Genomic DNA, 26,981 nt, shown 5'->3' with positions numbered 1-26,981 from the left:
CCACTCCTTCTTCGTATTAAAAGGTATGAAGGGGTGGTTTTTTTGTCTGACAAGCCAGTATTGAAGTTACCGAAAACCATATCAGAAAAAATATTGGAGCTGCTTTCAATCCTATTTTTAGTAGGCATATATGTATTTATCATCGTGAATTGGAATGAGATTCCAGACCGAGTACCGACCCATTTTAATTTTGCGGGGGAGCCTGACAGGTGGGGTGGAAAAGCGAGTGCCCTCATTCTGCCAATTATCGCAACCTTTTTATTTAAATTGATGTTTATTTTAAGTAAGTTTCCACATATTCATAATTACCCTGTAAAGATTACGAATGAAAATGCGGAAGGTATGTATAGAATCTCTCGAAAAATGCTTATTGTGATGAATTTTTTTCTTACTTTCTTTTTGGCAATTGGTGCTTGGGAAATGGTAAATGTCGCTCAAGGTAAAGAAGGGTTAGGCATGGGGTATATGATTGGACTACTCCTGTCTATTTTTGGACCAATGGGTTATTATATGTACAAGATGATTAAGTAACGTAAAAAATGAGTTACCATGGGTACGGTTCTTTCGGTTCCTTAATAGGTACCACAAGAATCGTCCCCATGGTTTCAGAACGAAAGTAGGAAGACAACAATGTTAATAGAAGTTATTGTACAAAATAGCGAGGATGCAAAACTAGCTGAGCAGAATGGTGCAAACCGTTTGGAGTTGGTAACCGCGATGACGGAAGGAGGTTTAACACCTTCCTATGGTGTTATTAAAGATGTTGTCCAAGCGGTGTCAATTCCTGTTCATGTCATGGTCCGTCCTCACGGCTACTCGTTTACGTACTCGGAAGATGACAAGCGAGTTATTTTAGAGGATGTAATAGTATGTAAGGAACTTGGGGCAGCTGGAATTGTGTTTGGGTCTTTAACTGAAAATGGAGAAATTGATGAAGTTTTTCTTGAAAAGGTCATTGAGATTGCTGGTGGAATGAAGATTACCTTCCATCGTGCAGTTGATGAGGCGAAGGATATTCTCGAAGCCTATAAAACCCTTCAAAAATACAGTGATTCGATTCAAACAGTGTTAACATCGGGGGGAGCGCCAAAGGCATTAGATGGTGTCGAAAATCTAAAGGCGATGCTGGCACTCTCGGGTGAAAACCCATCACCGGTGATTATGCCAGGTTCTGGTCTATCACCAGACAATATAGCAGAGCTTCATGAAAAAGTTCACGCAACTGAATACCATTTCGGATCGGCGGTACGTGTAAATGGGAAGTTTAGTGAACCAATAAATGGGAATACTATAAAAAAGATAAGAGAAATTTTAAACTAACACAACAAGGATGTCTGAATGTAGATTTGGACGTCCTTTTATTTTTGCAAAAACGGTTCACGCAGATAGAAACAAAAATGCGCAACCATGACGCCCCAAATTCACCCAAAAGGAGAGTGAAACCAATGGAAGTTCTTATCAAACAACTCGAAACCATATGCAAACAGCACTTTTTAACAGAAAAAATTCTACTTGTGGATTCATATATGATAGGTGAACAAATTTTAAGGCAGTTTTCTCAAAAAAACAATCATGCCATTAATATCAAAATCAAAACGGTCAAGGATCTTGCGCTCGATACGACATCATACCAACAAAATCAACTGATAAGCGACCCACTTGGCGCTCATTTGATGTATACCCTATTAACTGAACGTAAGCAAAGCCTAAAATATTTTCACGAGGTCGAAATCACACCAGCCTTAAGTCAAAGCATGTATCAGACTGTAAAGCTGCTTCGCCTTGCTGGATACATAGGCAGCACACTTTCAAGAGAACAATTTGTTTCGTCCGATAAAGGCGAAGATATGATCCTCATTTTAGAGGCTTACGAACAACTGCTTCAAAAATATAAACTGGTCGATGAAGCGGATCTTTATCGGAATGTCCTAGGAAAATATCATTCTAGAAATCAGATCTTTATTTTGCAAAGCAACTTAAGGCTAGCGTACGTTCAGGTTGAATTTTTAAAAACTGCCCTTCCAACAAACTACTTTTATTTACCAATGGAAGTAGTACGAGGTATTGCTGTGCCTGAGAGTTCACCATTTTCAAAGGTGATTTTCAGGGATGAAACGCCACTAAGCTATTTGTTTGATGTGGAGAATTCACCTACAACCGTTCCGACACTGTCGCTTTTTTCTGCAAAAACAGAGGAAATGGAACTTAAGGAGGTTATATTTCGAATCAAGGAAAAAGGGATTCGGTTTGATGAGGCTGCAATCTTTTACACCTCGAGCGCAAAATATGTAACAGCCATGTATCACGAAGCAGAACGATTACAAATACCTGTGACCTTTGGGGAAGGGATACCGATTGGATTTACGAGACCCGGAAAAATGGTTGCTGGAATCTTAGCTTGGATGAAAGATTTTTATAGTGTACAAGCTTTTTTAAAGCTTCTGCAGGAAAATTTGCTAGATATGGGAGAGGAAGCACCATCAAAAAGAAAATGGGCGACGCTACTCCGTGGAGCAAACATCGGCTGGGGAAAGGAGCGTTATCTTACACAAATCAAGGCTAAAATCACTGAACTACCTGATTCAGATAACCGCATTGGTGAATATCAATGGTTATTAAAATGGTTTTCGACTACTTTGAAAAATACGCCAAATACCATATCCGACGGGACCATTATTTATGGAGACCTGCTAAAAACAATCAAGTATTTTCTGGAGAACTATTGTAAGGTTTCTTCAGGGTTTGACCAAGCGGCGAAAGAAGCATTGCTTGAACGAATCGAGGCTGTGCTTCCATATACCAATGAAGCCATAACAAATGCCCTACAAAAATTCGAGGAAGATTTTCTTTCCATTCGCATTGGCCAGTCGGGTCCAAAGCCCGGTTATTTACATATTTCATCCTATAAAAATGGGCTCTACTTGAATCGTGAGCATTTGTTTATAGTGGGGATGGACAACGGGCGTTTTCCGGGAAAGTCAGGAGAAGATCCACTTTTACTTGATACTGAAAGAGAAAAACTAGGACGGTTCCTGCCTTTAGAAAAAGAAAGGTCAAAAAGCAATCTATATTCCTTGTTACAGCTACTAGCTTCTGCAGGGAAAAATGAGATTACTGCTAGTTACTGTAGATTCGATTTAAATGAAAACCGAGCCATTACACCCGCTTATTTATTTTTGCAATGCTATCGGATTCAAACAGGTGATCTTTCAGCAGATTTTAAGACGCTACTACAGAACGTCCCAGTTGCAAACCGAAACCATCCACTCGAAAACAAAGACTGGTGGTATGGAAAAATCACAAACTTTCAAAATAGCCAGCTGGACAAATCTTTCTTAGCCGATTTTAAGAATATTACGAGAGGCCTTCATGCGGAGAAAATGAGGCAGGATCCAGCATTTACAGTGTATGAAGGAAAAATTGAAAGTGATACGACCGGGTTTGATCCCCGCAAAAATCCGGAGATTACAATTTCCGCCGGGAAGTTAGAGAAAATCGCGAAATGTCCCTATGCCTATTTTTTAGAAAATGTGCTGCGATTAAAAGTAAATGAGGATGTTACCTATGACCCGACGAAATGGTTAGACGCCAAAACGAGGGGAACGTTGCTGCACGAAATTTTTGAGAAATTTTATCAAAAGATCAAAGAACGTCAGGAAAGGCCTTCCTATTCAATGCATATTGACCTTCTAACCAGGATTGCGAAAAAAAGGCTGGAATATGTAAAAACAGTTGTTCCACCACCAAATCTACGAACGGAAAGACTAGAGTCAGAGGAAATCATCGAGTCGTGTGAGACCTTTTTGAAAATTGAAGAGGAGAATAGTGAGCTGGGTGAACCATTGTATTTTGAATATTCGTTTGGAGAAGACGCACCAGCTGTGATTGAGCTTCCATCTGGAACGGTTCATGTAAGGGGCATTATCGACAGAATCGACCGGCTTCCTGATGGCTTCTACCATATTATTGATTATAAAACGGGAAGCAGTTGGGGCTATCACACGAGGGGATTTTTTAAAGGTGGAAGACAGCTGCAGCATCTCCTTTATACGTTAGCGATCGAGGCCCATTTGGGAATGGAGACGGGCGCGGTTAGAAAGAGTTCCTATCTATTTCCAACCCGAAAAGGAGCGGGAAAACGCTTTGTACGTGAGCAAGAGGAAACAACTCGGACTAATGGTAAAGACATTTTAGACAAGCTTCTTTCGATTGTGGAGCATGGTCATTTTACGATGACAGATGATGAGAAGGAATGTAAATTCTGTGAGTTTAAAAATATATGCAGACGTTCTACGTATGATAAAGATGCATTAAAACAAAAGCAACAAGATGAAACAGCTGAGGGACTAAAAAGCTTTAAGGGGGTGCGCGCCTATGACTAAAGTGATTGTCGATCAGGAGGCAAGAGATAAAATAACAACTGTTCTAGGTAAAAATTTTCTTGTAGAAGCTGGGGCTGGATCGGGAAAAACAACGAGTCTTGTTGACCGAATGGTGAACCTGATTTACACAGGCTCTGCAAAAATTGATGAGATTGTCGCGATTACCTTTACCAAAAAAGCAGCAGATGAGCTTAAAACACGTTTTTTAACCGTTCTTGAGAAAAATTTTAAAGAAGAAACAGATCTTGACTTGAAATATCTACTCGAGGAAGCCTTACAAAACATCGAACAATCGTTTATCGGAACGGTGCATTCCTTTTGTGCACGTTTACTACGGGAGCGGCCTGTTGAAGCGGGGATTGATGTCCATTTTTCAGAGCTTGAGGATACGGAGGATGATAAAATTGCCGAAGCAGCTTGGTTTGTTTATACGCAGAAGCTCGAACAGGATCATCCACAGAAATCAAGAATAATGAAGGATTTAGGGCTTCAGGAAAAAGATTTATTGGAGCGCTTTTGCCAAATGAAGAACTACCCTGATGTGGAATGGGCGAGTGAAGTGATTGAAAAGCCAAATCTCGATGAGGTGTTTCGTCGTTTCATTCAGCTATTAAACGAAGCAAGTCGCTGCATTCCGAAGGATATTCCAAAAGGTCCTGATAATCTTCAGGAAGCAATTGAAGATGCCCTCCGTCATGTGAAATACGATGACAAAACGGATGCATTAAAGATTAAGATTTTTCAGTTGTTTGATAAAAAATTGACGGTTACCCAGTATAAATGGTCGTCAAAAGAGGATGCAAAGGAATATCATGCGCGAATCTCAGATTTTTTCGAGGCTCATATCCAGCCATTGCTTGTACGATGGAGTGAATATTGCCACCCATTTGTGATTGATTTGTTTCAAGGAGCATTGTCAGAGTATGAAAAAATAAAGCAGGAACGCTCGTTAATGAATTTTCAGGATTTGTTAATGAGAACTGCTGCACTTTTAAAAGATAATCCAGAAGTGCGTGCGTATTTTCAAGGTAAATATAAAAGGCTGCTTGTGGACGAATTTCAAGATACCGATCCAATTCAAGCGGAGATTATGTTTTATTTAACGGGCGAGGATATCACGGAACAAAATTGGACAAAGTGCAAACCACGTCCCGGTTCGCTATTTGTTGTGGGGGACCCGAAGCAAGCGATTTATCGGTTCCGAAGAGCGGATATTGATATTTACAATCTCGTGAAGGAATTGATTGAAGCCCATGGCGGAGAAGTGCTTCAGTTAATCATGAATTTTAGAACTGTTGATACCGTAACAAGCTTATTGAATCAAGTATTTCAGGAGCAGCTGCCAGCAGAAGAGACGGTTCACCAGGCTGCCTATCGACCGCTCTCTTCCTATAAGGAAGCAAGTAGCTCTGATTTTACTGGGATTAAAAGGCTAGTTTTAGCAGACGAATTCGCGAAAAATAAAACAATCACGGTTGAGGAAGATGCAACATGTATCACGGCATACATACAAAAATTAATAAATGAAGGTCATGAGCCACGAGAATTTATGATTTTAACAAGGCAAAAAGACGGAATGGATGTGTATGCCAAAAAACTTGAAGAAACGGGAATCCCCGTTAGCGTCAGCGGGGAAATGGAAATTGGTACAATTCTTGAATTTCAGGATCTTATTCGACTTCTTGAAGCTCTGGTTGATCCGACCGATCAAGTTGCTTTGGTAGCGGCATTACGAAGTATTTGGTTTGGCATTAGTGATGAAGAGCTTTATCAATGGGGTCAAACAGGGGGAGCTTTTTTCATGTATGCCCAGACTCCGAAAAACGTAAATGAGGGTACGAAGCGGCATATTGAAGGGGCGCTATCAAAGCTCAAACAATATGCAAAGTGGAAAACATCCTTTTCACCAGTAGTGGTCATTGAAAAAATAATCGAGGATATCGGGCTGTACCCATTGTTTCTAGCTAAAAGCTATGGAAAACGAGAAGCTACGAATCTTTTGCAAATTATTGAAGCAATGCGTGGTAAAGAGGAAGACGAGGCAACAACCTTCAGTCATGCTGTCGAATTTGTTAAAAAGCAAATTGAAGAAAAAACAAAGGTCATCAATCTTGAGGAAGATGAAAATGCGGTACGAATCATGAATGTCCATAAAGCAAAAGGTTTGGAGGCTTCTATCGTTTTCTTAGCTCATCCTGGGAAAAAACCAGAAATTCGCAATAAAATCTGGTCCCATATTAGACGTGAAGAACAATCATCAACGGGTTATTATATGTTCGAAAGAAAGCAAGGCTTCGCGAGAAAAACTGTTGCACAGCCGCGACATTGGGAGGATTACCTCGATGAAGAGGAAGCGTATCTGCTTGCCGAGGAAACCCGCGTTCTGTATGTTGCAGCAACAAGAGCGGAGAAAGCCATGATTATCAGTGCATTCGAATCAAAAAATAATAAAAACCCGTGGAATCTACTTCTTGATGGCATACCTGGACTTCGGGATATTGAAGTACCTGAGCTGTTTTATGAGGAAAAAGATGTAGTGAGTTCAATAATAACGCGCGATGAATTCATAGAAGAAACACAGGGATTACTTGACTGGATTGATGATCGGAAACAACCATCTTTTTCAACATTTAGTCCGACTGAAGACAAACAGGATATTTTCACGCTTGGGATTGAGCGTGAAGAAGGCGGGGGAAAGGCATGGGGAACTGCTATCCACGAGGTGTTTGAAAGGATTGTCAAAGGGGAAGAAGCTGAAGAAGTGATGATCTCAACGTTAAAAAATCATGAAATTTCATTAGGCAGACTTGATGAAGTTGCTCAAGCTGTCGACCGATTTAAACAATCGATGATTTGGGCAGAGCTTCAAATTGCGGACCATGTTTTAACAGAGGTTCCGTTTATGCTAAAAATGGATGCTGGTGATTCTTTGTTTGAGTTGATTGAAAAAGGAGATAATGCAGCATCGATCTTTGTAAGTGGAATTATTGATCTCGTGTACAAGCTAAATGGCGCATGGAAGATTGTTGATTACAAAACAGATCGCCCAAAGGACATTGGACAACTACCTGAACTTACGAATTACTATCGAAAGCAAATCGACCTGTACCAGCAAATTTGGGAACGAATGACGGGTGAAAGTGTGGCGGATAAACAGCTTTACTTCGTCACTCCGAATAAAATTGTCGGGGTTTAGCTGGAAAAAGTTGAAGTGGATGCAAGTTGAAAGCCCGAACGCAACGAAATGATGATGGGTAAGGTCTTCATAAGCCTGATGAAGACCTGAACAGATCGAAATCACAGTCGAAATGTCCTTCATAAGCCTGATGAAGACCTGAACAGATCGAAATCACAGTCGAAATGTCCTTCATAAGCTCGATGAAGACCAAAACAGTTCGAAATCACAGTTGAAATGTCCTTCATAAGCCTGATGAAGACCAAAACAGACCGAAACCACAGTCAAAACGTCCTTTATGCTCACAAAGCAAATTAATTTCATGTATGTTTTCCTAAAAACTACAAACTTTAAAAAATATGACTCGTTAAAAAGGGGAGCAATACATTGAAAAAGAAGGTTGCCATCATCGGTGGAACTGGTCTAATTGGTTCCATCCTTGAAGAAGGGCTAAACGACAAACACGAAATCATCATTCTTGATAAAAAGGTAGGCGAACACCCAAACCACATCGAGGTCGATGCAACAAATTTTGACGATCTTTTAAGAAAAATTCCATCTGACTGTGACGCGCTTATTAACCTACTTAATGTAAACACTAAAAATGATTTTAAAGAAATAGCTCAATTTCGAAAAAAGACCGAAATTCATTTTTTTGCATCCTTTTACATTTTAAAAGCCGCAATTGAGCTTGGAATTCCAAAAGTGGTCTATGCAAGCAGCAATCATGTGACCGATTTTTATGAAAAAGATGGAGTTTCAGCACTCAGTCGTGAAATCACAGTTGAGGATTATCCCTACTCAAGGTCATTATATGGCACGCTAAAATTGGCATCTGAAAACATCGGCCATATATTAGCCTTTGAGGAAGAAAACAATCTGTCTGTTATAAATTTGCGAATTGGCAGTGTTAGAAGGGATGAAGTGAAAGATTTACAAACAATCCCACGCACTAATAAAACATTATTAAGTCACGAGGATGTGATCCAGTTATTTGATTTAGCCATCCAATCCACCGTCAAGTTTGGTACGTATTATGGCGTTTCAGATAACAAAGATAAACCATGGTCAACAGAAAATGCTACACGTGAGCTTGGATTTATCTCAAAGCTGAATTCGGAGGACGTAATGGGTCTGGCCGAAATCGCGTTGAATCCCTCAATCCCATCCTACGATTTGGAAAATCAAAATTGGCTTAACTAAACATCTGCACTTCACAGGGCATCATTTTTGATCTGATGCCTAAAGTTTTCCTTTTTTGTCTATTTGGTATAATGGTAGAATATCCCTAAAGGGGTTGTTACTTTTTGAAAAAGAGGAAAATGATGCTACTACTAATTGGAATTTTACTCATTATTGGTGTTGGATATTTCGGAAGAATTCATTATAAAATTTCACATTATGCGGATGCTACGCCACCCCGAAACGCTGATTATTTGATTATTCTCGGGGCAAAGGTGAACAGTGAAATCCCATCCATTGCGTTGCAATATAGAATTGATGCGGCTGCAGACTATGCAAAGGAGAATGAGGATACCATTTTGATTGCTTCAGGCGGTCAGGGTCCAGGGGAGGATATCACTGAGGCTGAAGCGATAAAACGAGAACTAGTGGACAAAGGGATTTCGGAAGCAAGAATCTTCCTTGAGGACCGGTCAACAAGCACCTATGAAAATATTAAATTCTCGAAAGAATTTATTCCTACGGATGCAAAGCTTGGGATTATTGTGACAAACGATTATCATCTTTATCGTTCGACCCAAATTGCAAGAGACGCCGGATTAGAAGTGGAGGGGCTGCCAGCAAAAACGCCACAAATTACATTGCTAAAAGCATATGGTCGTGAGTATTTGTCAGTCACGAAATATTATGTAGAAAAATATTTCCTTAAATAAAACACGTACCAAATGACGAGTAAAGTCTCGTCATTTTTTTATGAAATAAAATGATTCAGTTTAAATAATTATCGAAAAAAATCCATAAACTACCCAATACATCCTTATGAGAAAAGGAGGAACTTCCGTGGGAAGATGCATATTATTGATTGTCCTTTTACTGTCCTTCAATCATAATCCTACATTGGCAAAAGAACGCTTTGACTATGAAAAAACGGGGAAAATTACGTGGGAAGTGAAGACAAATGAGAAAATGGTGGCTATCACCTTTGATGATGGACCAAATCCAGTCTATACACCTGATATTTTAGATGTTTTAGCAAAGCATAAAGCAAAAGCAACTTTTTTTGTTGTAGGAAAACATGCAAATTCTTACCCTGAGATTATTCGTCGAGAAGTATTGGAGGGGCATGAAATTGCTAATCACACCTTCAATCATTCAAATATTATCAGAGACTCCCAAAAACTTGAAAATGAAATCGTAAAAACTACTGACTCACTTAAGGAAATAACAGGGTTTAGTCCAACTCTTTTTCGACCGGTGGGTGGGAATTATAATGATATCATTATTAACACTGCTGCCGAGAATGGCTATCATGTTGTTTTATGGTCATGGCATCAAGATACGGAAGATTGGAAAAATCCAGGGGTTAACACAATAACAAAGCGGGTTATTTCGGGTATAAAGCCAGGAAACATTATCCTCTTTCATGATTCAGGCGGAAATCGAACTCAAACCATTAAAGCACTAGATCAAATACTCACTAAACTGGAAAAGGACGGATATGAATTTGTAACTGTTTCAGAAATGTTATTTCGGACTCATACCACTCAAACGAATTAAGTTTATTACTGAACAAGAATCGTCCTGTTCCCATTGACGATTCTTGTTTTTTATTTATCCTTCAACTGCTTCAAGTAATAAATCAACAATATGGACAGCCCGCATTTTAGCGGATAATCCCTCACGTTCAATGCCGAGTTTCATCTGGAGCAAGCAACCCGGATTGGCTGTAACAATCGTTTTTGCCTGAGTATCTTTTACGTTTTTCATTTTCGAATCTAATATTTTCATCGACATTTCAGACTCCACGATATTATAGATTCCGGCTGACCCACAACAGCTATCCGCATTTTTCATTTCCATATACGTTGCGCCCTGAATGGCTTGAAGGAGCTTTCTAGGCTCAGATGATGTCTTCATTACATTTCGTAAATGACAAGAATCCTGGTAAGTGATAAACTGTGCAGGAAGAGAAAGCTTCCGTTTATAAAACTCTAATTCTACTAAAACTGAAGAAATATCCTTAAGCTTTTTCGAAAATGCTTTCGCCCGCTCTGCCCACTCGGGCTCATCTTTTAGAAGATGTCCATAATCAATTAAAAATGCACCGCAGCCACCCGCATTTGTAATGATATAATCTGCCTCGATTTCTTCAAACGCGATAATATTTTGTTTCGCAAGTTCCTTTGCTTTCTGTTTTTCACCGCTATGACCATGCAATGCCCCACAGCAAGCCTGTGTTTTAGGAATCACAATCTCACAACCAGCTAATTGAAGCAGCTTCATTGTTGCATCATTTGTTTTCATGAACATCGTATCCATCAAGCAGCCTGTGAAAAAGGAAACCTTTTTCTTTTGAACTCCAATGGGCTCAAGATGGTATGGACGATTTTTTAGTTCTTTTAAGGTTGGTACCTCCGGCAGAACGCGTTCCATGGTAGCCAAGCTATCGGGTAAAAACTTCATTAGCCCACTTTTTTGAACGACTTTCTGCATCCCAGAACGCTGGTAGACGCCAAGTAATCCTGTTAGGGTACGCATACGATTTTGATGAGGGAAGAGTCCTTCAAAGACCGTTTTCCTTACAGCTTTTACAGGTAGGGAATGCTTTTTATTTTGATTGACGATATCTCTCGCTTCCTCTAAAAGGTGCCCGTAATTGACTCCAGATGGACATACAGGCTCACAAGCGCGACAGCCTAAACACATATTCAATGACTTTTCGAAGTCCTCATCGGGCTCAATGAGACCATCCACAACAGCCTTCATTAATGCGATTCTTCCGCGTGGTGAGTGAGATTCCTGATAGCCAGATTCGATATAGGTTGGGCAGGTTGGAAGGCAGAACCCGCAACGCATACAATTTAATAGCTCATTCTGATCCATGCGTGTTTGGAATTCGTCTTTGATTTTTTGTTGTTCGAGAGCTGTTGTCATTTTGAAACCACCACACGTTTTCTTGAATCCTTCGCAAACATTTTCCCTGGATTCATAATATTATTCGGATCAAGACCCGTTTTGATTGCTTGCATCGCCGCAATCCCGGAGGCACCTAACTTCATTTCTAGGTAAGGTGCTTTCATTACGCCAACCCCATGTTCACCCGTGATTGTTCCGCCCAGCTCGATTGCTTTTTCAAAAATTTCTTCGAATGCTTTTTCTACTCGCTCAATTTCTTCACGGTCCCTAACATCTGTTAAGCAGGTTGGATGGAGGTTTCCATCTCCCGCGTGACCAAAGGTACAAATATTTAAATCGTATTTTTTTGCGATTTCACCAATCGCTTTTACCATGTTTGCAATTTCAGAACGAGGAACAGTAGCATCTTCTAAAATAGTTGTAGGTTTTAACCGTGCAAGAGCAGAAAGAGCAGCCCGTCTTGCCGTTCTCAAGCTTTCAGCTTCTTCTTCAGATTCAGCCGATTTCACGGAAACGGCATTTTCCTCCTTACATATCTCGATGATTCTCTTAATATCCCGTTTTACAATTTCTGGAGGACCATCCTGTTCAATCAGAAGAATTGCTTTTGCATCAGTCGGTAGCCCGATTTGTGCAAAAGCCTCGACTGCTTCTATAGTTGGCTGGTCAAGGAATTCAAGCGTAATCGGGATGATTTTACTGGCGATGATCTTTGAAACTGTTTTGGCAGCGGCCTCCAAATCCTCATAAAGTGCAAGAATCGTTTCCTTTGATTCAGGCATAGGTATGAGTTTGAGCGTTGCTTCAGTAATAATGCCAAGAGTACCCTCAGATCCGACAAATAGACGGGTAAGGTCATATCCCGCTACATCCTTCGCAAGCTTACCACCTGTTTTAATGATTTCTCCATTCGCTAACACAACTTCAAGCCCCATCACATAATCACGTGTTACACCATATTTAAGGCCGCGTAATCCACCCGAATTTTCATTGATATTGCCACCAATAGTGGATATTTTCATCGAACCAGGGTCAGGTGGATAAAATAATCCTCTAGCCTCAACAGCATTTGTTACTTCCTGTGTAATCACGCCAGGTTGGACTGTGATTGTTAAATTTTCCTCATCAATCTCTAAAATCTGATTTAAATGTTTAAAAAGAAGGACAACTCCACCTTCCGTTGGACAAGTGCCAGCACAAAGATTTGTCCCAGAACCACGGGGAACAATTGGAATTTTATTTTCATTACAAACCTTGACGACCTCCGCTATCTCCTCTTTGTTTCGAGGAGAAATCACAGCATCAGGCATGGACTGGAATTGCGGGGTTGCATCATAGGAGTACACGAGTCGCCCTGTATTTGAATCATCATAGTTTTGTGAACCGACAATTTTTAAAAATTGCTGTTTTGCATTTGCATCAATCATGTGAACGCCTCCAATTAAATCTTCTTATTTATAAGCATAAAAAAAAGCGGAAATTTCCGCTATATAGAAACCTACAAAAATTATTAGTTTTATTCAAACACTTTTGTGGGTTTATCTAATAGTAAAATGCCAAGATAAAGTGTTACAAGGTCCACAAAATTTCTTGGGTGAAGGCCAGTTTTTTCTTCGATTTTATTAAAACGGTAGGATAATGTATTGACATGAATATGAAGGGCTTCTGCGGTTTCTTTGATAGACTGATTTTGTTTGATATATTCAAGTAGGGTCCTAACCAGCTCGGTATCATCCAGAAGCATAACGATTGTACGCCTAACATATTCTAATTGGACTTTGCCACTTGTTTCATGAACAAGCATCTCCAATTTTAAGTCATTATCGAATTGAATCGAGCCAGTCCGTTTTGCAACCTTTAGGGCACGTTCGGCTTCATCAAATGAATTTTTTAGTGTGTAGCCTGTAACCTCACTACCAATGCCAAAAGATACTTGCACAGAATAAATACTTTCTAATTCCATTTTTAGTTTTCGAAGAATTTTTTGAATTCGTTCTTTTGAACGGTCCGTTAAAAGGAGGAGAAAGCGTTCATTTCCCCATCTTACAAAAATTTCTTTCTCTTTTAAAAATGAACTTTTTAGTAGTTGATTGGATATTTCTCGAAGTGGGATTTCTGTCTCACTCTTAATGGACCCGATTATAACCTGACGATTCATATCTATATCGATATTTAAATGCTCTGCACGACTACTAAATTCCTCTGATTTTTCCTTTATTTGAAGCCAATCAAAAACAAATGTTTCAAGGGTACGAGACTCCAGTTCCATCTGCTCAGCATAGTAGCTCTCTTTAATTAAAAGTTCAGTCATTTTTTTCAAAAGTTCTCCATATGCAGAAACTTTTTCAGGATTTCCGGTTATCCCAATAACACCAACAACCTTTTCCTGATACAGAATAGGTAAATTGATGCCCGCCTTTACCCCTTTTAAGTTTTTCTTCATATCTTTTGTAATGATTATTTTCTTATGGTCACGACTTGCAAGGAGTGCACCTTCATGAAAACTTCCGATTCGACTTGTATCAGTACTTGCAATAATTGTTCCTGAAATATCAACGATAATAATATCCTCATCGATTAATCTTCGTACTTCGCTAATAATTTTTTTAGCAAGTGAAGGTAAGAGCATAAAAAAACCTCCGTTCTCAAGCATAATATCCATTCTATCATTTCTAAATATGGTTGTAATTGCGTTTTTTATGCGAAGGAAGTATTTGTGTTTTATAATAGAGGATAGAGAATGTGGACATAGTGTAGATAGATACTATTGAAGGGAAGAAAATTAGATGTTTCAAGATATATCTGTTGATGAATTACGAGAATTGCAGAAGGAAAAACCACTCGCAATTGTTGATGTGCGATCCCCTTCTGAATTTGCCGAATCCAATATACCAGGCAGTGTGAATATTCCAATTTTTACGGATGAAGAACGGGCGGAAATTGGTACGGTTTATAAGCAAGTGAGTCCTGATGCAGCAAAGGAAAAAGGCCTCGAAATTGTTTCGGCCAAGCTGCCGAACTTTATTAAAGAGTTTGCAAAACTCCCAGAGGACGAGAAGATAGTATATTGCTGGCGCGGAGGGATGCGTAGTAAAACATCCGCAACGCTCATTGATTTAATGGGAATCAATGCGAAACGACTGATTGGCGGAATCCGTGGATATCGGACCTGGGTCGTTGAAACATTAGAAGAGCTTGCAAGAGAATTTAAGCCGAAGGCATTGGTGATAAATGGGTATACAGGATCGGGAAAAACGAAAATCTTAACTACGCTTCAGGAAAAGGGATATCCCGTCCTTGATTTAGAAGGCATGGCGAATCATCGTGGGTCAGTGTTCGGAATGATTGGGAAAAAGCCGCATAATCAAAAGGTGTTTGATTTGATGTTTGTGGAGCGGGTACTTCAGCTAAAGGAATCTCCGTATGTTTTGCTAGAGGCGGAGAGCAAACGAGTTGGTAGAGCAACAATCCCGGATTTTTTACTAACAATAAAAGAACAGGGATATCATATTTTTGTTGACTTGCCGATGGATGAAAGAGTCTTAAACATTTTAGAGGATTACCGCCCGTGGGAATTTCCGAATGAATGTATGGCAGCCTTCCAACGCATCAAAAAAAGAATTCATACTCCAATTGCAACACAGATTGAAAAAGATCTAGAAACCGGTGATTACAAATCGGCTGTTAAATTACTATTGGAATATTATTACGACCCGAGGTATCATTATACAGCGGAACAAGTATCAGAAGATCGCAGCACAGTCTTACACGTGAAAAGTGTAGATGAAGCAACAAAATTAATCGAAGAACTTATTGCGGAAAAAATAACAAAAGCCCCAACAAAATAATAATAAACTAATCAGACCTAGTGCCCTTTGCACTAGGTCTTTTGGAAATTTTTTAGCATTTCATTAGACTTATGAATCATATATTATTTTTTTAGTAATAGACGGACATATTCCTGTCAGCTTTCGTCGAATGCTTTAGCGTAATTCAAAATTAGGGGGAACTAGTACATGACAAAACGTAAGTTCAAGAAGTCTATCATTAGCGGAACTGTAGCATCAGCACTTATTCTTTCATTAGCAACACCTGCTGCTTTTGCTAACGAAGACGTAACACAAGAAACAGGTGTTGAAGAAATTCAGGTTAATTACGGTACAGCTGAAGACGTTGTTGCTGAAGAAGAAGTAGTCCAAGACAATGTAAGTGAAGAAGCTACTGAGGAAGTAGTTGAAGGTGAAGAAGTAGTAGAGGAAGAACCAACTGAAGAAGTCGAATCAGAAGAAAAAGAAGAAGTAACTGAAGAAGAGGCAACTGAAGAAGAAATTCAAGCTGAAGAAGTACCTTCTTTGGTACCTGGAGATTTCTTTTATTTTGTAAAACTTATGATTGAAAAAGTACGACTTGCAGTAACTGTTGATGATTATAAAGAAGCAAAGCTATTAGCTGATTTTGCGGCTGAGCGTATCGCAGAAGCAAATGCTTTATTTGCTGAAGGTAAAACAGAAGAGGCTGAAGAACTTCTTCAAAAAGCAATCGAAACTCAAGAAGCTGCAACTGAAAGTTTAACAGAGTCTGAAGAGCCTGCAACTGAAGAAACAGAAGTAACAGAAGAAGAGGCAGTTGAAGAAGAAACTGTTGATGTTGAAGAAGTAGTGGCTGAAGATGATGTAAAAGATGAAACTGTAGTTGAGGATTCTGAGGAAACAGAAGTAGAAGTAAAGCTTGCAAATAACATTGATGCATTATCTGCTGCGTTGGCAAAGGTGAAAAATCCAACTGCTCAGCAAGCATTAATGAAAAACATTCAAAAATCATTTGCAAAATTAGATAAAAAGCTTGCAAAACTAGAGAAAAAAGCAGCGAAATTTGCAGCTAAGCATGAAGAAGAAGCTATCGAAGAAACAACAGAAGAACCAGTTGTTGAGCAAGAAGTGGTAGTGGAAGAAGTAGCGACAGAACCAGTAGTTGAAGAGACAGAAACAACTGAAGCAGAGGTACAGCCAGTAGTAGCTACTCCTGTAGTTGAAAAGAAACAAGAAAAGGTAAATGAAAAGCGTGAAGCTGCTCAGCAAAAAGCACAAGAAAAGAAACAACAAGCACAAGAGAAAAAAGCTGAGAACCAACAAAAAGCTAAAGAACATAAGCAAAATCAAAATGCCGGTAAAAACAATGGCAATGGACAAGGTAACAATGGTAATGGTCAAGGTAACAATGGCAATGGACAAGGTAACAACGGAAATGGCCAAGGCAACAATGGTAACGGCAAAAACTAATCACTAAAGTGACGGACGATTATTCAAAGGATGAAATCAACTCGATTTCATCCTTTTTCATTTTGTCAAAAATGGGTATTTTTACATAAATTAGCTAAATATTTTTTATGTGTTATGATTAAAGGAGTAACTACCTGAGGAGGACAAATAAATGACTAACGTAAAAAGTAAGGGTGCCAACAGATTTACATTTGAAAATGAGAGGGCTCTATGTTTGACACAGGTAATCAAGCGAACGGAAAATAATGTGACCAAGAAGATGGTGGTACGGGATAAAAAAATGGGATTTGATTTTTCTGTAATCATTCCTTTAAAACTCCAAAAGAATGGAGAGATTCATTACTATCCTTCAAAGGAATTTACGGTTAGAGGAAAAAACATAGGCAAGAAAAATACCATGGCTAAATATTATGATTCTCTAGGTGAGTGGGAATCATTTAAGAGTGAATTCTTTGAGAAATATAGTTCGACTGTAAATAAATTGATTTATAAGGAATCAAAAGCAAAGTAGTTCTTCGAAAAAAATACAAATTGAAAATGAACATTTAAAAGTAGAAAGAGCGTAGATTTGAAATCACAGTGATCGTGATTCAAATTTAACGCTCTTTTTTACATTGTGAATGGTTAACAGCTTATATCTTTTAACACTCTGTATAATGCAATCGTAGCAGGAAGAAAGTAAAATAGACACAAAGTTCATATTTTTAGGACAATATTCATGTTTTAGTAATAAGTGGTAGAAAATCCTAAATAAATATGAAAACGCTTTCCGTTTAAAGGATTATAAAATTGCAAATAGAGTGCCTCTGTAATTTGCAATTTTTACTATATGAAGGAGGTAAACTATGAGTCATTCAAGCGCAAGAATTTCGTATCAAGATTTAAAATTGAATTTTAAAGAAGTGAATCCAGCACTAACGAACCGTGAAGCCATTGAAGAATCCAATCGCTGCCTTTATTGCTATGATGCCCCCTGTATAACTGCATGCCCTACTGGTATTGACATTCCTACATTTATTAAAAAAATCGCTTCTGGAAACCTAAAAGGATCAGCTAAAACCATTATGACCTCCAATCCTATCGGAGCAAGCTGTGCCCGCGTTTGCCCAACAGAGGAGCTTTGTGAGGGGGCTTGTGTCTTAAATCATTCCACAAAACCAATCATGATTGGTGATTTACAAAGATTTGCAACGGACTGGGCAATCCGCAATGAACAGGTGCTATTTGAGCCAGGTAAGAAAAATGGAAAAACAATTGCCATTGTCGGGGGCGGCCCTGCTGGACTTTCCGCAGCCAGAGAACTCGGTTTACTTGGCTATGATGTTACTATTTTTGAAGCGGAGGAAAAGGCTGGTGGCCTAAACACTTACGGTATTGTTTCTTTCAGACTTCCGCAGGAAATATCCTACTGGGAGGTTAAGCAGGTAGAGAGTGTAGATGTGAAAATAAGAACGAATACTAGAGTCGGAGAGGATATTTCAGTAGATGAAATCCTTGAAAACTTCGATGCTGTCATTCTAGCAATTGGAATGTCCAAGGTCCCTTCCCTTGGTATTGAAGGTGAAGAGTTCGAAGGAGTGTATGATGCGATCGATTTTGTAAAAGAAACAAAAACAAAACCAATTTCAGACCGTTTCTTAGGAAGTCGGGTTGTTGTAATAGGAGCTGGGAATACAGCTATTGATGGGGCGACATGTTCAGTCAGATTAGGGGCTGAAAATGTAAAAATCCTCTATAGAAGAACGATTGAAGAAATGACGGCCTACGATTTTGAATATGAATTTGCTAAACAAGACGGTGTTGAATTTAGATGGCTAACCGCACCTAAGAGAATTATTGGTGACGAGCAGGGACGTGTTAAAGCAATCGAATGCATCAAAATGGAGCTTGGTGAGGCAGGGAAAGATGGCAGAAAACGTCCTGTACCAGTTGAGGGCTCGGAGTTCATTTTAGAGGTTGATGCGGTTATAAAGGCAATTGGGCAAACAAGATTTATAGGGCTTATTGAACAATTCGGTCTTGAGCATGACGGTGGAGTTGTGAAAATTAATCAAGAGACCCTCCAAACTTCCAATAAAAAAGTATTTGCATGTGGGGATGTGATTTTTGGAAAGGGTCAAGGTGAAGCGATGGTAGTTTCTGCTGCACAACAGGGAAAGGATGCGGCATATGCCATTCATAAGGTAATGTTCGGTGCAGTTTCAGAAATCGCATAAAAAATCGAAAAGGAGGTTTATCAATGGCAGATTTACGTATTAATCTAGCAGGTATAGAATCCCCTAATCCGTTTTGGTTAGCATCTGCACCTCCAACGAATTCCGGTTATCAAGTCCAACGTGCATTTGATGCTGGATGGGGTGGAGCAGTGTGGAAGACATTAGGTGACCCCATTTTAAATGTAACCTCACGATTTGGAGCAGTTAGTTTTAATGGGCAACGAGTAGCGGGTTTTAACAATATTGAATTAATTTCTGATCGTCCACTTGAGGTTAACTTAAAAGAAATTAAAGAAACGAAAAAGCTTTTTCCGAACCATACGATTATTGCCTCTTTAATGGTAGAGCCTAAACAGGAAAAATGGCATGAGATTGTAAAAAGAGTTGAAGAAGTGGGTGTTGATGGCTTAGAGCTCAACTTTGGATGTCCACACGGAATGGCTGAAAGAGGAATGGGTTCTGCATCTGGGCAAGTGCCAGCACTTGTAGAACAGCAAACTTATTGGGTAAAAGAAGTTGCGCAAACACCAGTCATTGTAAAGCTTACGCCAAATATTACAGATATCACGGCTACTGCAGAGGCTGCCACTAGAGGCGGTGCTGATGCAATTAGTATGATTAATACAATTAATAGTTTAGCAGGAGTTGATTTGGATACGTGGAACACCATTCCACATGTCGGAGGTAAAGGGGCACATGGTGGATATTGTGGCCCTGCCGTAAAACCAATCGCACTCAATATGGTAGCTGACTGTGCAAGAAGTCCTCATATCAATATTCCAATTTCCGGGATTGGTGGAATTTCGACGTGGCAGGATGCTGTTGAATATATGTTAATGGGTGCATCCGGTGTTCAGGTGTGCACCGCTGCTATGCATCATGGATTTAGAATTGTTGAGGACATGATTGAAGGGTTAGATAACTATCTCGATCAAAAAGGGATTGCTTCTGTCATGGATATTGTTGGAAAAACGGTTCCGAGGTATTCTGACTGGGGTGACCTTGACTTAAACTATAAAATTGTTGCCCGAATCAATAATGATGTTTGTATCAATTGTAATAAATGCCATATTGCATGTGAAGATACTTCACATCAATGTATCGATATGCTTAAGGACGGAAATGGCTACAACATTTTAAAAGTCAGAGAGGAAGACTGCGTAGGTTGTAACCTATGCTCGATTGTATGTCCGGTAGACGGTGCGATTGATATGGTTGAAGTCCCAAGCGGGTTACCTCCAATGACATGGAATGAGCGTCAGGCTGCTCTAGGTGCAGTGAGCTGTAAAATAGACTCAGTAAAATAATCGTATTTTTAGGGGAGGGCTATGATGAAGAAGGTCATTAAAAATGGAACAATTGTAACTGCAACAGATACTTATCAAGCAGAAATTCTTGTGGAAAATGGTGTGATCAGTCAAATCGGGATGAATCTCTCTACTGAAGGTGCAGAAGTAGTTGATGCAAAAGGTTGTTATGTTTTTCCAGGGGGAATTGATCCTCATACCCACCTAGAAATGCCTTTCGGAGGGACTGTTACAAAGGATGATTTTGAAACTGGGACGATTGCTGCCGCCTTTGGAGGAACAACGACGATTATTGATTTTTGCTTATCTAATAAAGGAGAGCCTCTAAAGGATGCTATTAATACGTGGCATGGGAAGTCACAGGGCAAAGCAGTTATTGACTACGGCTTTCACCTTTCAATTGGAGAAGTAACAGATACCGTCTTAAATGAACTTCCATCCGTTATTGAAAATGAAGGGATTACATCTTTTAAAGTGTTTATGGCCTATAAAAATGTGCTTCAGGCAGATGATGAAACCTTATTTAAAACACTAGTTGCCGCTAAAGACTTAGGTGCCCTTGTTATGGTTCACGCTGAAAATGGAGATGTCATTGACTATCTTGTGAAAAAGGCTTTGAGAGAAGGAAAGACGGAACCAATTTATCATGCGTTGACTCGACCACAGGAAATTGAAGGGGAGGCGACAGAGCGAGCCGCAACCTTTGCAGGACTTGCAAACTCTCAGCTTTATGTTGTCCATGTTACCTGTGCAGACGCTGTTAAAGCCATTACCGAAGCGAGAGAAAAGGGCTTTGATGTGTGGGGAGAAACATGTCCACAATATTTAGTTCTCGATCAATCCTATCTAGAAAGGCCAAATTTTGAAGGGGCAAAATACGTCTGGTCACCACCATTACGTGAGGAATGGAATCAAGATGTATTATGGAATGCACTTCGAACAGGGCAGCTTCAAACATTTGGTTCAGATCAATGTTCGTTTGATTTTAAAGGACAAAAGGAGCTTGGTTTAGGTGATTTCTCGAAAATCCCTAATGGAGGACCAATGATTGAAGATCGCCTAACGGTTCTATTTTCAGAAGGTGTCAAAAAAGGGAGAATTTCATTAAATCAGTTTGTGGACTTAACCTCTACTAGAGTTGCTAAGCTATTTGGATTGTATCCGAAGAAGGGTACAATAGCGGTCGGAGGGGACGCTGATATTGTAATTTTTGACCCTAATGTCGAGCGAACAATTTCAGCTGAAACCCATCATATGGCAGTCGATTACAATGCATTTGAAGGTATGAAGTTTACCGGCGAACCAGTATCTGTTCTTTCTAGAGGGGAATTTGTTGTCCGTGATAAACAGTTCGTTGGAAAACTAGGAGCAGGTCAATTTATTAAACGTGCGAAATACGGTGAAAGTTATGAAATTGCGAAGGATAAAACGGCCACAATGTAGTGCAAGAGTTAGGAAGGAAGGAGTAAGAACTCCTTCCTTTATTTAAGAATAGGAAATGAGGTGAGTCTGGACACGAATAATTCAGAATATTTAAAATAATATCAAGAGAGGGTGTTGTAATGAAAAAAAGTAGTAATTCTTTGAAATCTCCGGATTTGTTTCCAATTGGGCATGGCGCTAGGAAGATAAGTGCGTTTGGTTTCTCCTTAATTTGGGTAGGGATGGCGATAGTACTAGCGGCTTTTGCAATCGGTGGAGACGGCATTAGGCATTTACCACTTGGATGGGTGATTGTTGCAACTATCATAGGCTCTGTGTTAATTGGGCTTTTCATGACGTTTATAGGTGATATCGGAGTCGAGCATGGACTCTCGTTTCCGGTCTATATGCGGGCTCCCTTCGGAACAATTGGAACTCATATACCTTCAGTAGTACGGGGTGTCACAGCTTCATGTTGGTTTGGAATTAATACCTATTTTGGTGCAACCGCCATGAATGCGATTTTAAACATTCTTTTTGGATTTGATAACTGGTTTATCTGCTTTTTACTATTTGCCGCCGCCCAGTTAGTGAACACCGCTCTTGGAATGAAAGCAATTGAGAGATTTGCAGATTTAGCTGCTCCAATTATCTTACTCATCTCGTTTTGGATGTTCATTTCCCTTTCAGGAAAAGCAGCTGACCAAGGTCGAGATATTTGGACATGGGTGGAAAGTCCAGTAAATGGAACTGCTGCGTTAACTGCATTTATGGTTGTTGTAATGGCAAACATGGGTTTTTGGGCCACACTTGCTGCTGATATGCCTTCGTTATCCAGATTCTTTAAAGCTCCAAAGTATGAAAGAAATTGGTTTAAACGAAACAAGGCTCAAATTGCAGGTAATGTAGTCGTTATGCCAATTGTTAACTTATTAATGATTATCATTGGTGCGGTTGCATACGTGGCAGTTTTAAATTATGACCCTGTTGTTGCATTACAGGAAGCAGCAGGAGGATTCGTATTAGTCATCCTCTTATTAATGATTATACTCGCACAATGGTCCACAAACACTGCTGCCAACGTAGTACCTGCCGCAACCATCTTCTCGAACGTTGGAGGACCAAAATTTCCATTTTGGGCAGGGGTCATTACAGCAGGTATTATAGGTTTACTCGTTCAACCTTGGAAATTATTTGGAGTCATCATTCCAGCTCTTCTTATTATTGGGGGAATTCTATCAGCCATAGTCGGTATTTTATTTACGGATTACTATCTTCTAAGAAAAAGAAGGGTTAATGTTCCAGAGCTTTATGAAACAAAGGGACAGTATAGATATTCAAATGGAATCAACTGGGCAGGTATGATTGCTTGGATCATTGGAGGGATTGCATCCTATTTCTTCTCTGCCTATTCTTTCTTTGTCGGATTCGGTGTTGGAGCGATTATTTATTATGTGTTAGCAAAGCATTGGTATTTCAAAAAGTATACACAAGCTGAAATAGTAGACCCAGATGATGAAAAATATTTAGGTATCACAGTGGGGCGAGATTGGGAAATCACAGAGAATGAAAAAGATGTGATAGTAGCAGAAGGAACAGTAGATTCGAAAATGTAGTTTTTTCGGAAAAGGAAGTATCCACAGGAACTTTAGTTAAACCTTTTTAGCAATAACAAAGGTAAAGGGGGATTGGAAAATGAGCAGTGTAGATTCGAAGAAGGTTGTTTTGGATATACATGAGACTCCGCCGCCAGGTAAGTTTTTAGTTTTAAGTATCCAGCATTTGTTTGCCATGTTCGGTGCAACCATCTTAGTTCCTTATCTTGTTGGCTTAAGTCCGGGTGTAGCACTTATTTCAAGTGGGGTCGGAACGATCACTTTTCTCATTATTACAAAGGGGCAAGTTCCTGCTTATGTTGGCTCCTCATTTGCATTTATTGCACCAATCATAGCCGCAACGGCGGCAGATGGTCCAGGTGCAGCTATGATTGGAAGTTTTTTAGCAGGTCTTGTATATGGAATTGTTGCTTTAGCCATCAAAGCAACTGGTCATAAATGGCTGATTAAATTACTGCCACCAGTTGTGGTTGGACCCGTTATCATCGTAATCGGACTTAGCCTAGCTCCAACAGCAGTAGGTATGGCAATGAATAACGCTACTGGAGAATATAGCCTTCTTCATTTTTCCGTAGCACTAGTAACCTTACTGATTGTGATACTAAGCTCAATTTTTCTAAAAGGTTTTTTAAATTTAATTCCTGTATTAATTGGGATTGTTGGAGGATATATATATGCTGCCATAGTTGGGTTAGTTAATCTTTCCGGTGTGAAGGCTGCGAAATTTTTCGAAATGCCCGATTTTCTTTTTCCATTTGTTCATTATTCCCCTGGTGTCACTTTAAGTATTATTGCGTTAATGGTTCCTGTTTCAATCGTTACATTATCTGAGCATATTGGACATCAAATGGTATTAAGTAAAGTCGTTCATAAGGATTTAATCCAAAGACCTGGTTTACATCGATCGATTATGGGAGACGGTCTTGCCACGATGCTAGCGGCGTTAATGGGTGGCCCTCCGAATACAACATACGGTGAAAATATTGGAGTACTAGCCATTACGAGAGTATTTAGTGTTTTCGTCATTGGTGGAGCAGCCGTGTTTGCAATTCTGTTTGGGTTTATCGGTAAAATAACAGCACTCATTAGTTCTATACCAACAGCCGTAATGGGTGGAATTTCCCTTTTATTATTCGGGATTATTGCTGCCTCCGGATTAAGGATGCTCGTTGATAGTAAAGTAGATTTGGATGATAAGCGTAACCTGATTATTTCATCGGTTATTTTAGTTGTTGGGATTGGTGGAGCCATCATGAAGTTTTCAGCGAACTTTGAAATTCATGGAATGGCACTGTCAGCAATTTTGGGAGTTCTTTTAAATTGGGCCATACCTGGTGGAGCAGTCGAAGAAGACATTAATATGTACGAGGTTGAGCTAAATCATAAAACCACTGCTCAATAAGATGTGATCAAAGGAGTTGTTAATCTATGTCAGAATATCAAGTTTTTTTACAAGAGAGAGACAAAATAGATTTTTTACTTCAAAAAGGCTATAAAATGACAAATATAATCGAAAACCTGAGTGGGGCATTCGTAGAATTTGAGAATAACGATGAAAAGGAGACCTTACACATTATTACACCAGAAGGGCGAAAATATTTTGCGGTGATGCTCATCAAGCAACAAAAGGAGGGTGCTTAAGCGTTTATTGACGTCGAAAAATGAAGGGAAGCCAGTATCGCAATTTAAAGGATACTGGCTTTCTCATGAAAAATATTTGGAAAAACGCCCCTTTCATTCACATTATCGTTTATAATGGTATTAGTCTGAAAATTCAATATAGGAGAGCTGTAGATTGAAATCATCTATTACCGTTGAAGATATTTTAGGTCGAAAGCACTTTGAAAATAGTAAAGTGATTGCTGGTAAAGAGGGACTCGGAAGACAAGTGAAATGGGTCCACGTAGTTGAAGTAACAAATATTCGAAATCTCTTAAATGGAAATGAATTAATTCTATCAACAGGTGTAGCTTGGAGGGACAATAAGGAGAAATTTATCTCAGTCATCGAGCAATTAATTGAATCACATGCAGCAGGAATTTGTATTGAATTAGGAATATACACCTCATCGATCCCACCAGAAATTATTGACATCGCCAACAAGTCACACTTTCCAATCATCCTTTTTTTAAAAGAAGTACCGTTTGTTGAAATTACACAAGACATCCATGGACTCCTTATTAACCGCCAATACCAAATGATAACCAATCTTGAAAATTACTCACAAGCATTAAATAAAAGATTATTATCAATCGATCATTATATTGACATTCTGAAATTTATTAGAAGCTACCTCCAAGTCCAAATAATCATCCTCTTTAAAAACAATGAAAATCAATTTATTCCAGAAGCTAACGAACAAAAACGAATCAAACTACTAGAGTTAATGAGGTCTCAGCCAGACGATTCTACCTGTGTGGCGAAGATTCCGATCCATTTATTAGGGGATCATTATGCAGAATTAGCGATTATTTCTGAGGAAAGAGAATTAACCGAATTTGACCACCTTATATTAGATCGAACAGCAACTGCCCTTGCACAGCTTTTCCTTCGTAACCTTTATGTGGAGGAAAAACAAAGGGTAGAAGCTACTGAATGGATTAATGATTGGTTAGAAGGCGAACAAAGCGAAGAGTCAATCAATGAATATTTAGCCCTGACTTCAACAAGGAAACCAAAAGGAGCCGTTGTTTGTATCTGTAAAATTGACCCAATTAATGAGTATTCAACAAGTGATTTTACGTATTTTAAGATGTTTCTTCGGGCCATTTTTGAACAACAGGGCTTTACCCTTTTTGTCGCAGAAAAAAGAAACACAATCGTTTTGATCATTCTTAATGAACGAAACACGACAACATGGAAAACGAGAGTTGAGGAGGGAATCAGAAGATTGTCGAACTCCGAATTGCAACGTAGAAATAACAAAGCCCAACCGGTATTCGGCATTGGAAAATTTGTAGAAGACTTAACAGATGTACATAAAAGCTATCAAACTGCGTTAGAAACGATTAGAATCCAAAATCGGCTATCCATTCCAGCACAGAGTTATTTTTATGATGATTTACATATTTTCCGGCTTATTTCCTTGCTTCATAGACATATTGATTTGCAGGAGGTGGTTTTAGAGTATTTGGAACCGGTCATTGCCTATGATAAAAAATATAATGGAAAACTAATGGAAACTCTTAAAACCTATTTATCATGTAACGGCTCTAAGCAAGAAACAGCAAAGCGCTTATTTGTTGTGAGGCAAACATTATATCACCGTATTCAAAAAATTGAAAAACTCTTAGGCTCAGATTTTATGAGTCACGAAAAAAGACTTGCGATTGAGTTTATGATTTTGTCATACGAATTTTTAGTTTCCTCAAAGCAATTAAAAGAGAAGAAAGAAGTTTTATAGCCCACTAGTTTTAGTAGGTGATAAAAATACACAGTCAGGGTTCAAACCCCGACTGTGTATTTTTATGCCTCCGGCGGATGCCA

Annotated in this window: 20 protein-coding genes; 17 read left to right on the top strand and 3 right to left on the bottom strand. The window is 39.2% G+C overall.

The window, feature by feature from the left end; translation table 11 throughout:
• Positions 1-42 precede the first annotated feature (42 nt).
• From V7112_RS20835 to V7112_RS20805, 7 genes are all read left to right on the top strand, one after another.
• On the top strand, positions 43-531 hold the full coding sequence (locus tag V7112_RS20835; protein WP_335423393.1) for a DUF1648 domain-containing protein: 489 nt from the start codon (positions 43-45) through the stop codon (positions 529-531).
• Between the two features lie 99 nt (positions 532-630).
• Complete coding sequence (locus V7112_RS20830; RefSeq protein ID WP_335423392.1) at positions 631-1,320, top strand: copper homeostasis protein CutC; 690 nt, start codon at positions 631-633, stop codon at positions 1,318-1,320.
• A 125-nt stretch (positions 1,321-1,445) separates the two neighbouring features.
• Positions 1,446-4,382 (top strand): PD-(D/E)XK nuclease family protein, encoded by a 2,937-nt coding sequence (locus tag V7112_RS20825; protein WP_335423391.1) that lies wholly within the window; start codon positions 1,446-1,448, stop codon positions 4,380-4,382.
• Complete coding sequence (locus tag V7112_RS20820; protein WP_335423390.1) at positions 4,375-7,578, top strand: UvrD-helicase domain-containing protein; 3,204 nt, start codon at positions 4,375-4,377, stop codon at positions 7,576-7,578. The genes V7112_RS20825 and V7112_RS20820 overlap by 8 nt, the downstream gene beginning before the upstream one ends.
• A 366-nt stretch (positions 7,579-7,944) precedes the next feature.
• A complete protein-coding gene (locus V7112_RS20815) occupies positions 7,945-8,760 on the top strand; it encodes an NAD-dependent epimerase/dehydratase family protein (RefSeq protein ID WP_335423389.1) in 816 nt (271 codons plus the stop codon).
• Positions 8,761-8,864: 104 nt separating this feature from the next.
• On the top strand, positions 8,865-9,452 hold the full coding sequence (locus V7112_RS20810; RefSeq protein WP_335423388.1) for a YdcF family protein: 588 nt from the start codon (positions 8,865-8,867) through the stop codon (positions 9,450-9,452).
• Between the two features lie 127 nt (positions 9,453-9,579).
• Complete coding sequence (locus V7112_RS20805; RefSeq protein ID WP_335423387.1) at positions 9,580-10,296, top strand: polysaccharide deacetylase family protein; 717 nt, start codon at positions 9,580-9,582, stop codon at positions 10,294-10,296.
• Between the two features lie 54 nt (positions 10,297-10,350).
• Here the strand turns inward: V7112_RS20805 and V7112_RS20800 are convergent, their stop codons facing one another.
• The 3 genes from V7112_RS20800 to V7112_RS20790 form a co-directional block, all read right to left on the bottom strand.
• Positions 10,351-11,673 carry a (Fe-S)-binding protein gene (locus V7112_RS20800; RefSeq protein ID WP_335423386.1) on the bottom strand — a complete coding sequence of 441 codons (1,323 nt, stop codon included), beginning with the start codon at positions 11,671-11,673 and terminating at the stop codon, positions 10,351-10,353.
• Entirely contained in the window at positions 11,670-13,082 is a 1,413-nt protein-coding gene (glcD, locus tag V7112_RS20795) for a glycolate oxidase subunit GlcD (protein WP_335423383.1), read from the bottom strand. The genes V7112_RS20800 and glcD overlap by 4 nt, the downstream gene beginning before the upstream one ends.
• Before the next feature lie 89 nt (positions 13,083-13,171).
• Positions 13,172-14,284: a CdaR family transcriptional regulator gene (locus tag V7112_RS20790; protein ID WP_335423382.1), complete on the bottom strand. Its 1,113-nt coding sequence runs from the start codon at positions 14,282-14,284 to the stop codon at positions 13,172-13,174.
• A gap of 157 nt (positions 14,285-14,441) precedes the next feature.
• Here V7112_RS20790 and mnmH point away from each other — a divergent pair, with 157 nt between their 5' ends.
• The 10 genes from mnmH (at position 14,442) to V7112_RS20740 (ending at position 26,898) form a co-directional block, all read left to right on the top strand.
• Positions 14,442-15,503 (top strand): tRNA 2-selenouridine(34) synthase MnmH, encoded by a 1,062-nt coding sequence (gene mnmH / locus V7112_RS20785; protein ID WP_335423380.1) that lies wholly within the window; start codon positions 14,442-14,444, stop codon positions 15,501-15,503.
• A 168-nt stretch (positions 15,504-15,671) separates the two neighbouring features.
• A complete protein-coding gene (locus V7112_RS20780) occupies positions 15,672-16,934 on the top strand; it encodes a DUF5667 domain-containing protein (RefSeq protein WP_335423378.1) in 1,263 nt (420 codons plus the stop codon).
• 151 nt (positions 16,935-17,085) lie between these two features.
• Positions 17,086-17,445 (top strand): hypothetical protein, encoded by a 360-nt coding sequence (locus V7112_RS20775; RefSeq protein WP_335423376.1) that lies wholly within the window; start codon positions 17,086-17,088, stop codon positions 17,443-17,445.
• A 334-nt stretch (positions 17,446-17,779) separates the two neighbouring features.
• Entirely contained in the window at positions 17,780-19,150 is a 1,371-nt protein-coding gene (locus V7112_RS20770) for an NAD(P)-dependent oxidoreductase (RefSeq protein ID WP_335423374.1), read from the top strand.
• Positions 19,151-19,173: 23 nt separating this feature from the next.
• Positions 19,174-20,457, top strand: a complete 1,284-nt coding sequence (preA, locus tag V7112_RS20765) for an NAD-dependent dihydropyrimidine dehydrogenase subunit PreA (RefSeq protein WP_335423372.1) — start codon at positions 19,174-19,176, stop codon at positions 20,455-20,457.
• Between the two features lie 24 nt (positions 20,458-20,481).
• The gene (gene hydA, locus V7112_RS20760) at positions 20,482-21,900 is read left to right on the top strand and encodes a dihydropyrimidinase (protein ID WP_335423370.1); all 1,419 of its coding nucleotides are present in this window, start codon (positions 20,482-20,484) and stop codon (positions 21,898-21,900) included.
• 119 nt (positions 21,901-22,019) lie between these two features.
• Entirely contained in the window at positions 22,020-23,495 is a 1,476-nt protein-coding gene (locus V7112_RS20755; protein ID WP_335423368.1) for an NCS1 family transporter, read from the top strand.
• Positions 23,496-23,574: 79 nt separating this feature from the next.
• Positions 23,575-24,897: a solute carrier family 23 protein gene (locus V7112_RS20750; RefSeq protein WP_335423366.1), complete on the top strand. Its 1,323-nt coding sequence runs from the start codon at positions 23,575-23,577 to the stop codon at positions 24,895-24,897.
• A 26-nt stretch (positions 24,898-24,923) separates the two neighbouring features.
• On the top strand, positions 24,924-25,136 hold the full coding sequence (locus V7112_RS20745) for a hypothetical protein (protein WP_335423364.1): 213 nt from the start codon (positions 24,924-24,926) through the stop codon (positions 25,134-25,136).
• Positions 25,137-25,290: 154 nt separating this feature from the next.
• On the top strand, positions 25,291-26,898 hold the full coding sequence (locus V7112_RS20740) for a PucR family transcriptional regulator (protein ID WP_335423362.1): 1,608 nt from the start codon (positions 25,291-25,293) through the stop codon (positions 26,896-26,898).
• Positions 26,899-26,981: the final 83 nt, after the last annotated feature.

Origin of the sequence: Bacillus sp. JJ1566, from assembly GCF_036962685.1 — a bacterium.
GTDB lineage: Bacteria > Bacillota > Bacilli > Bacillales > Bacillaceae_L > Ferdinandcohnia.
This window is presented reverse-complemented; position numbering and strand designations above follow the sequence as displayed.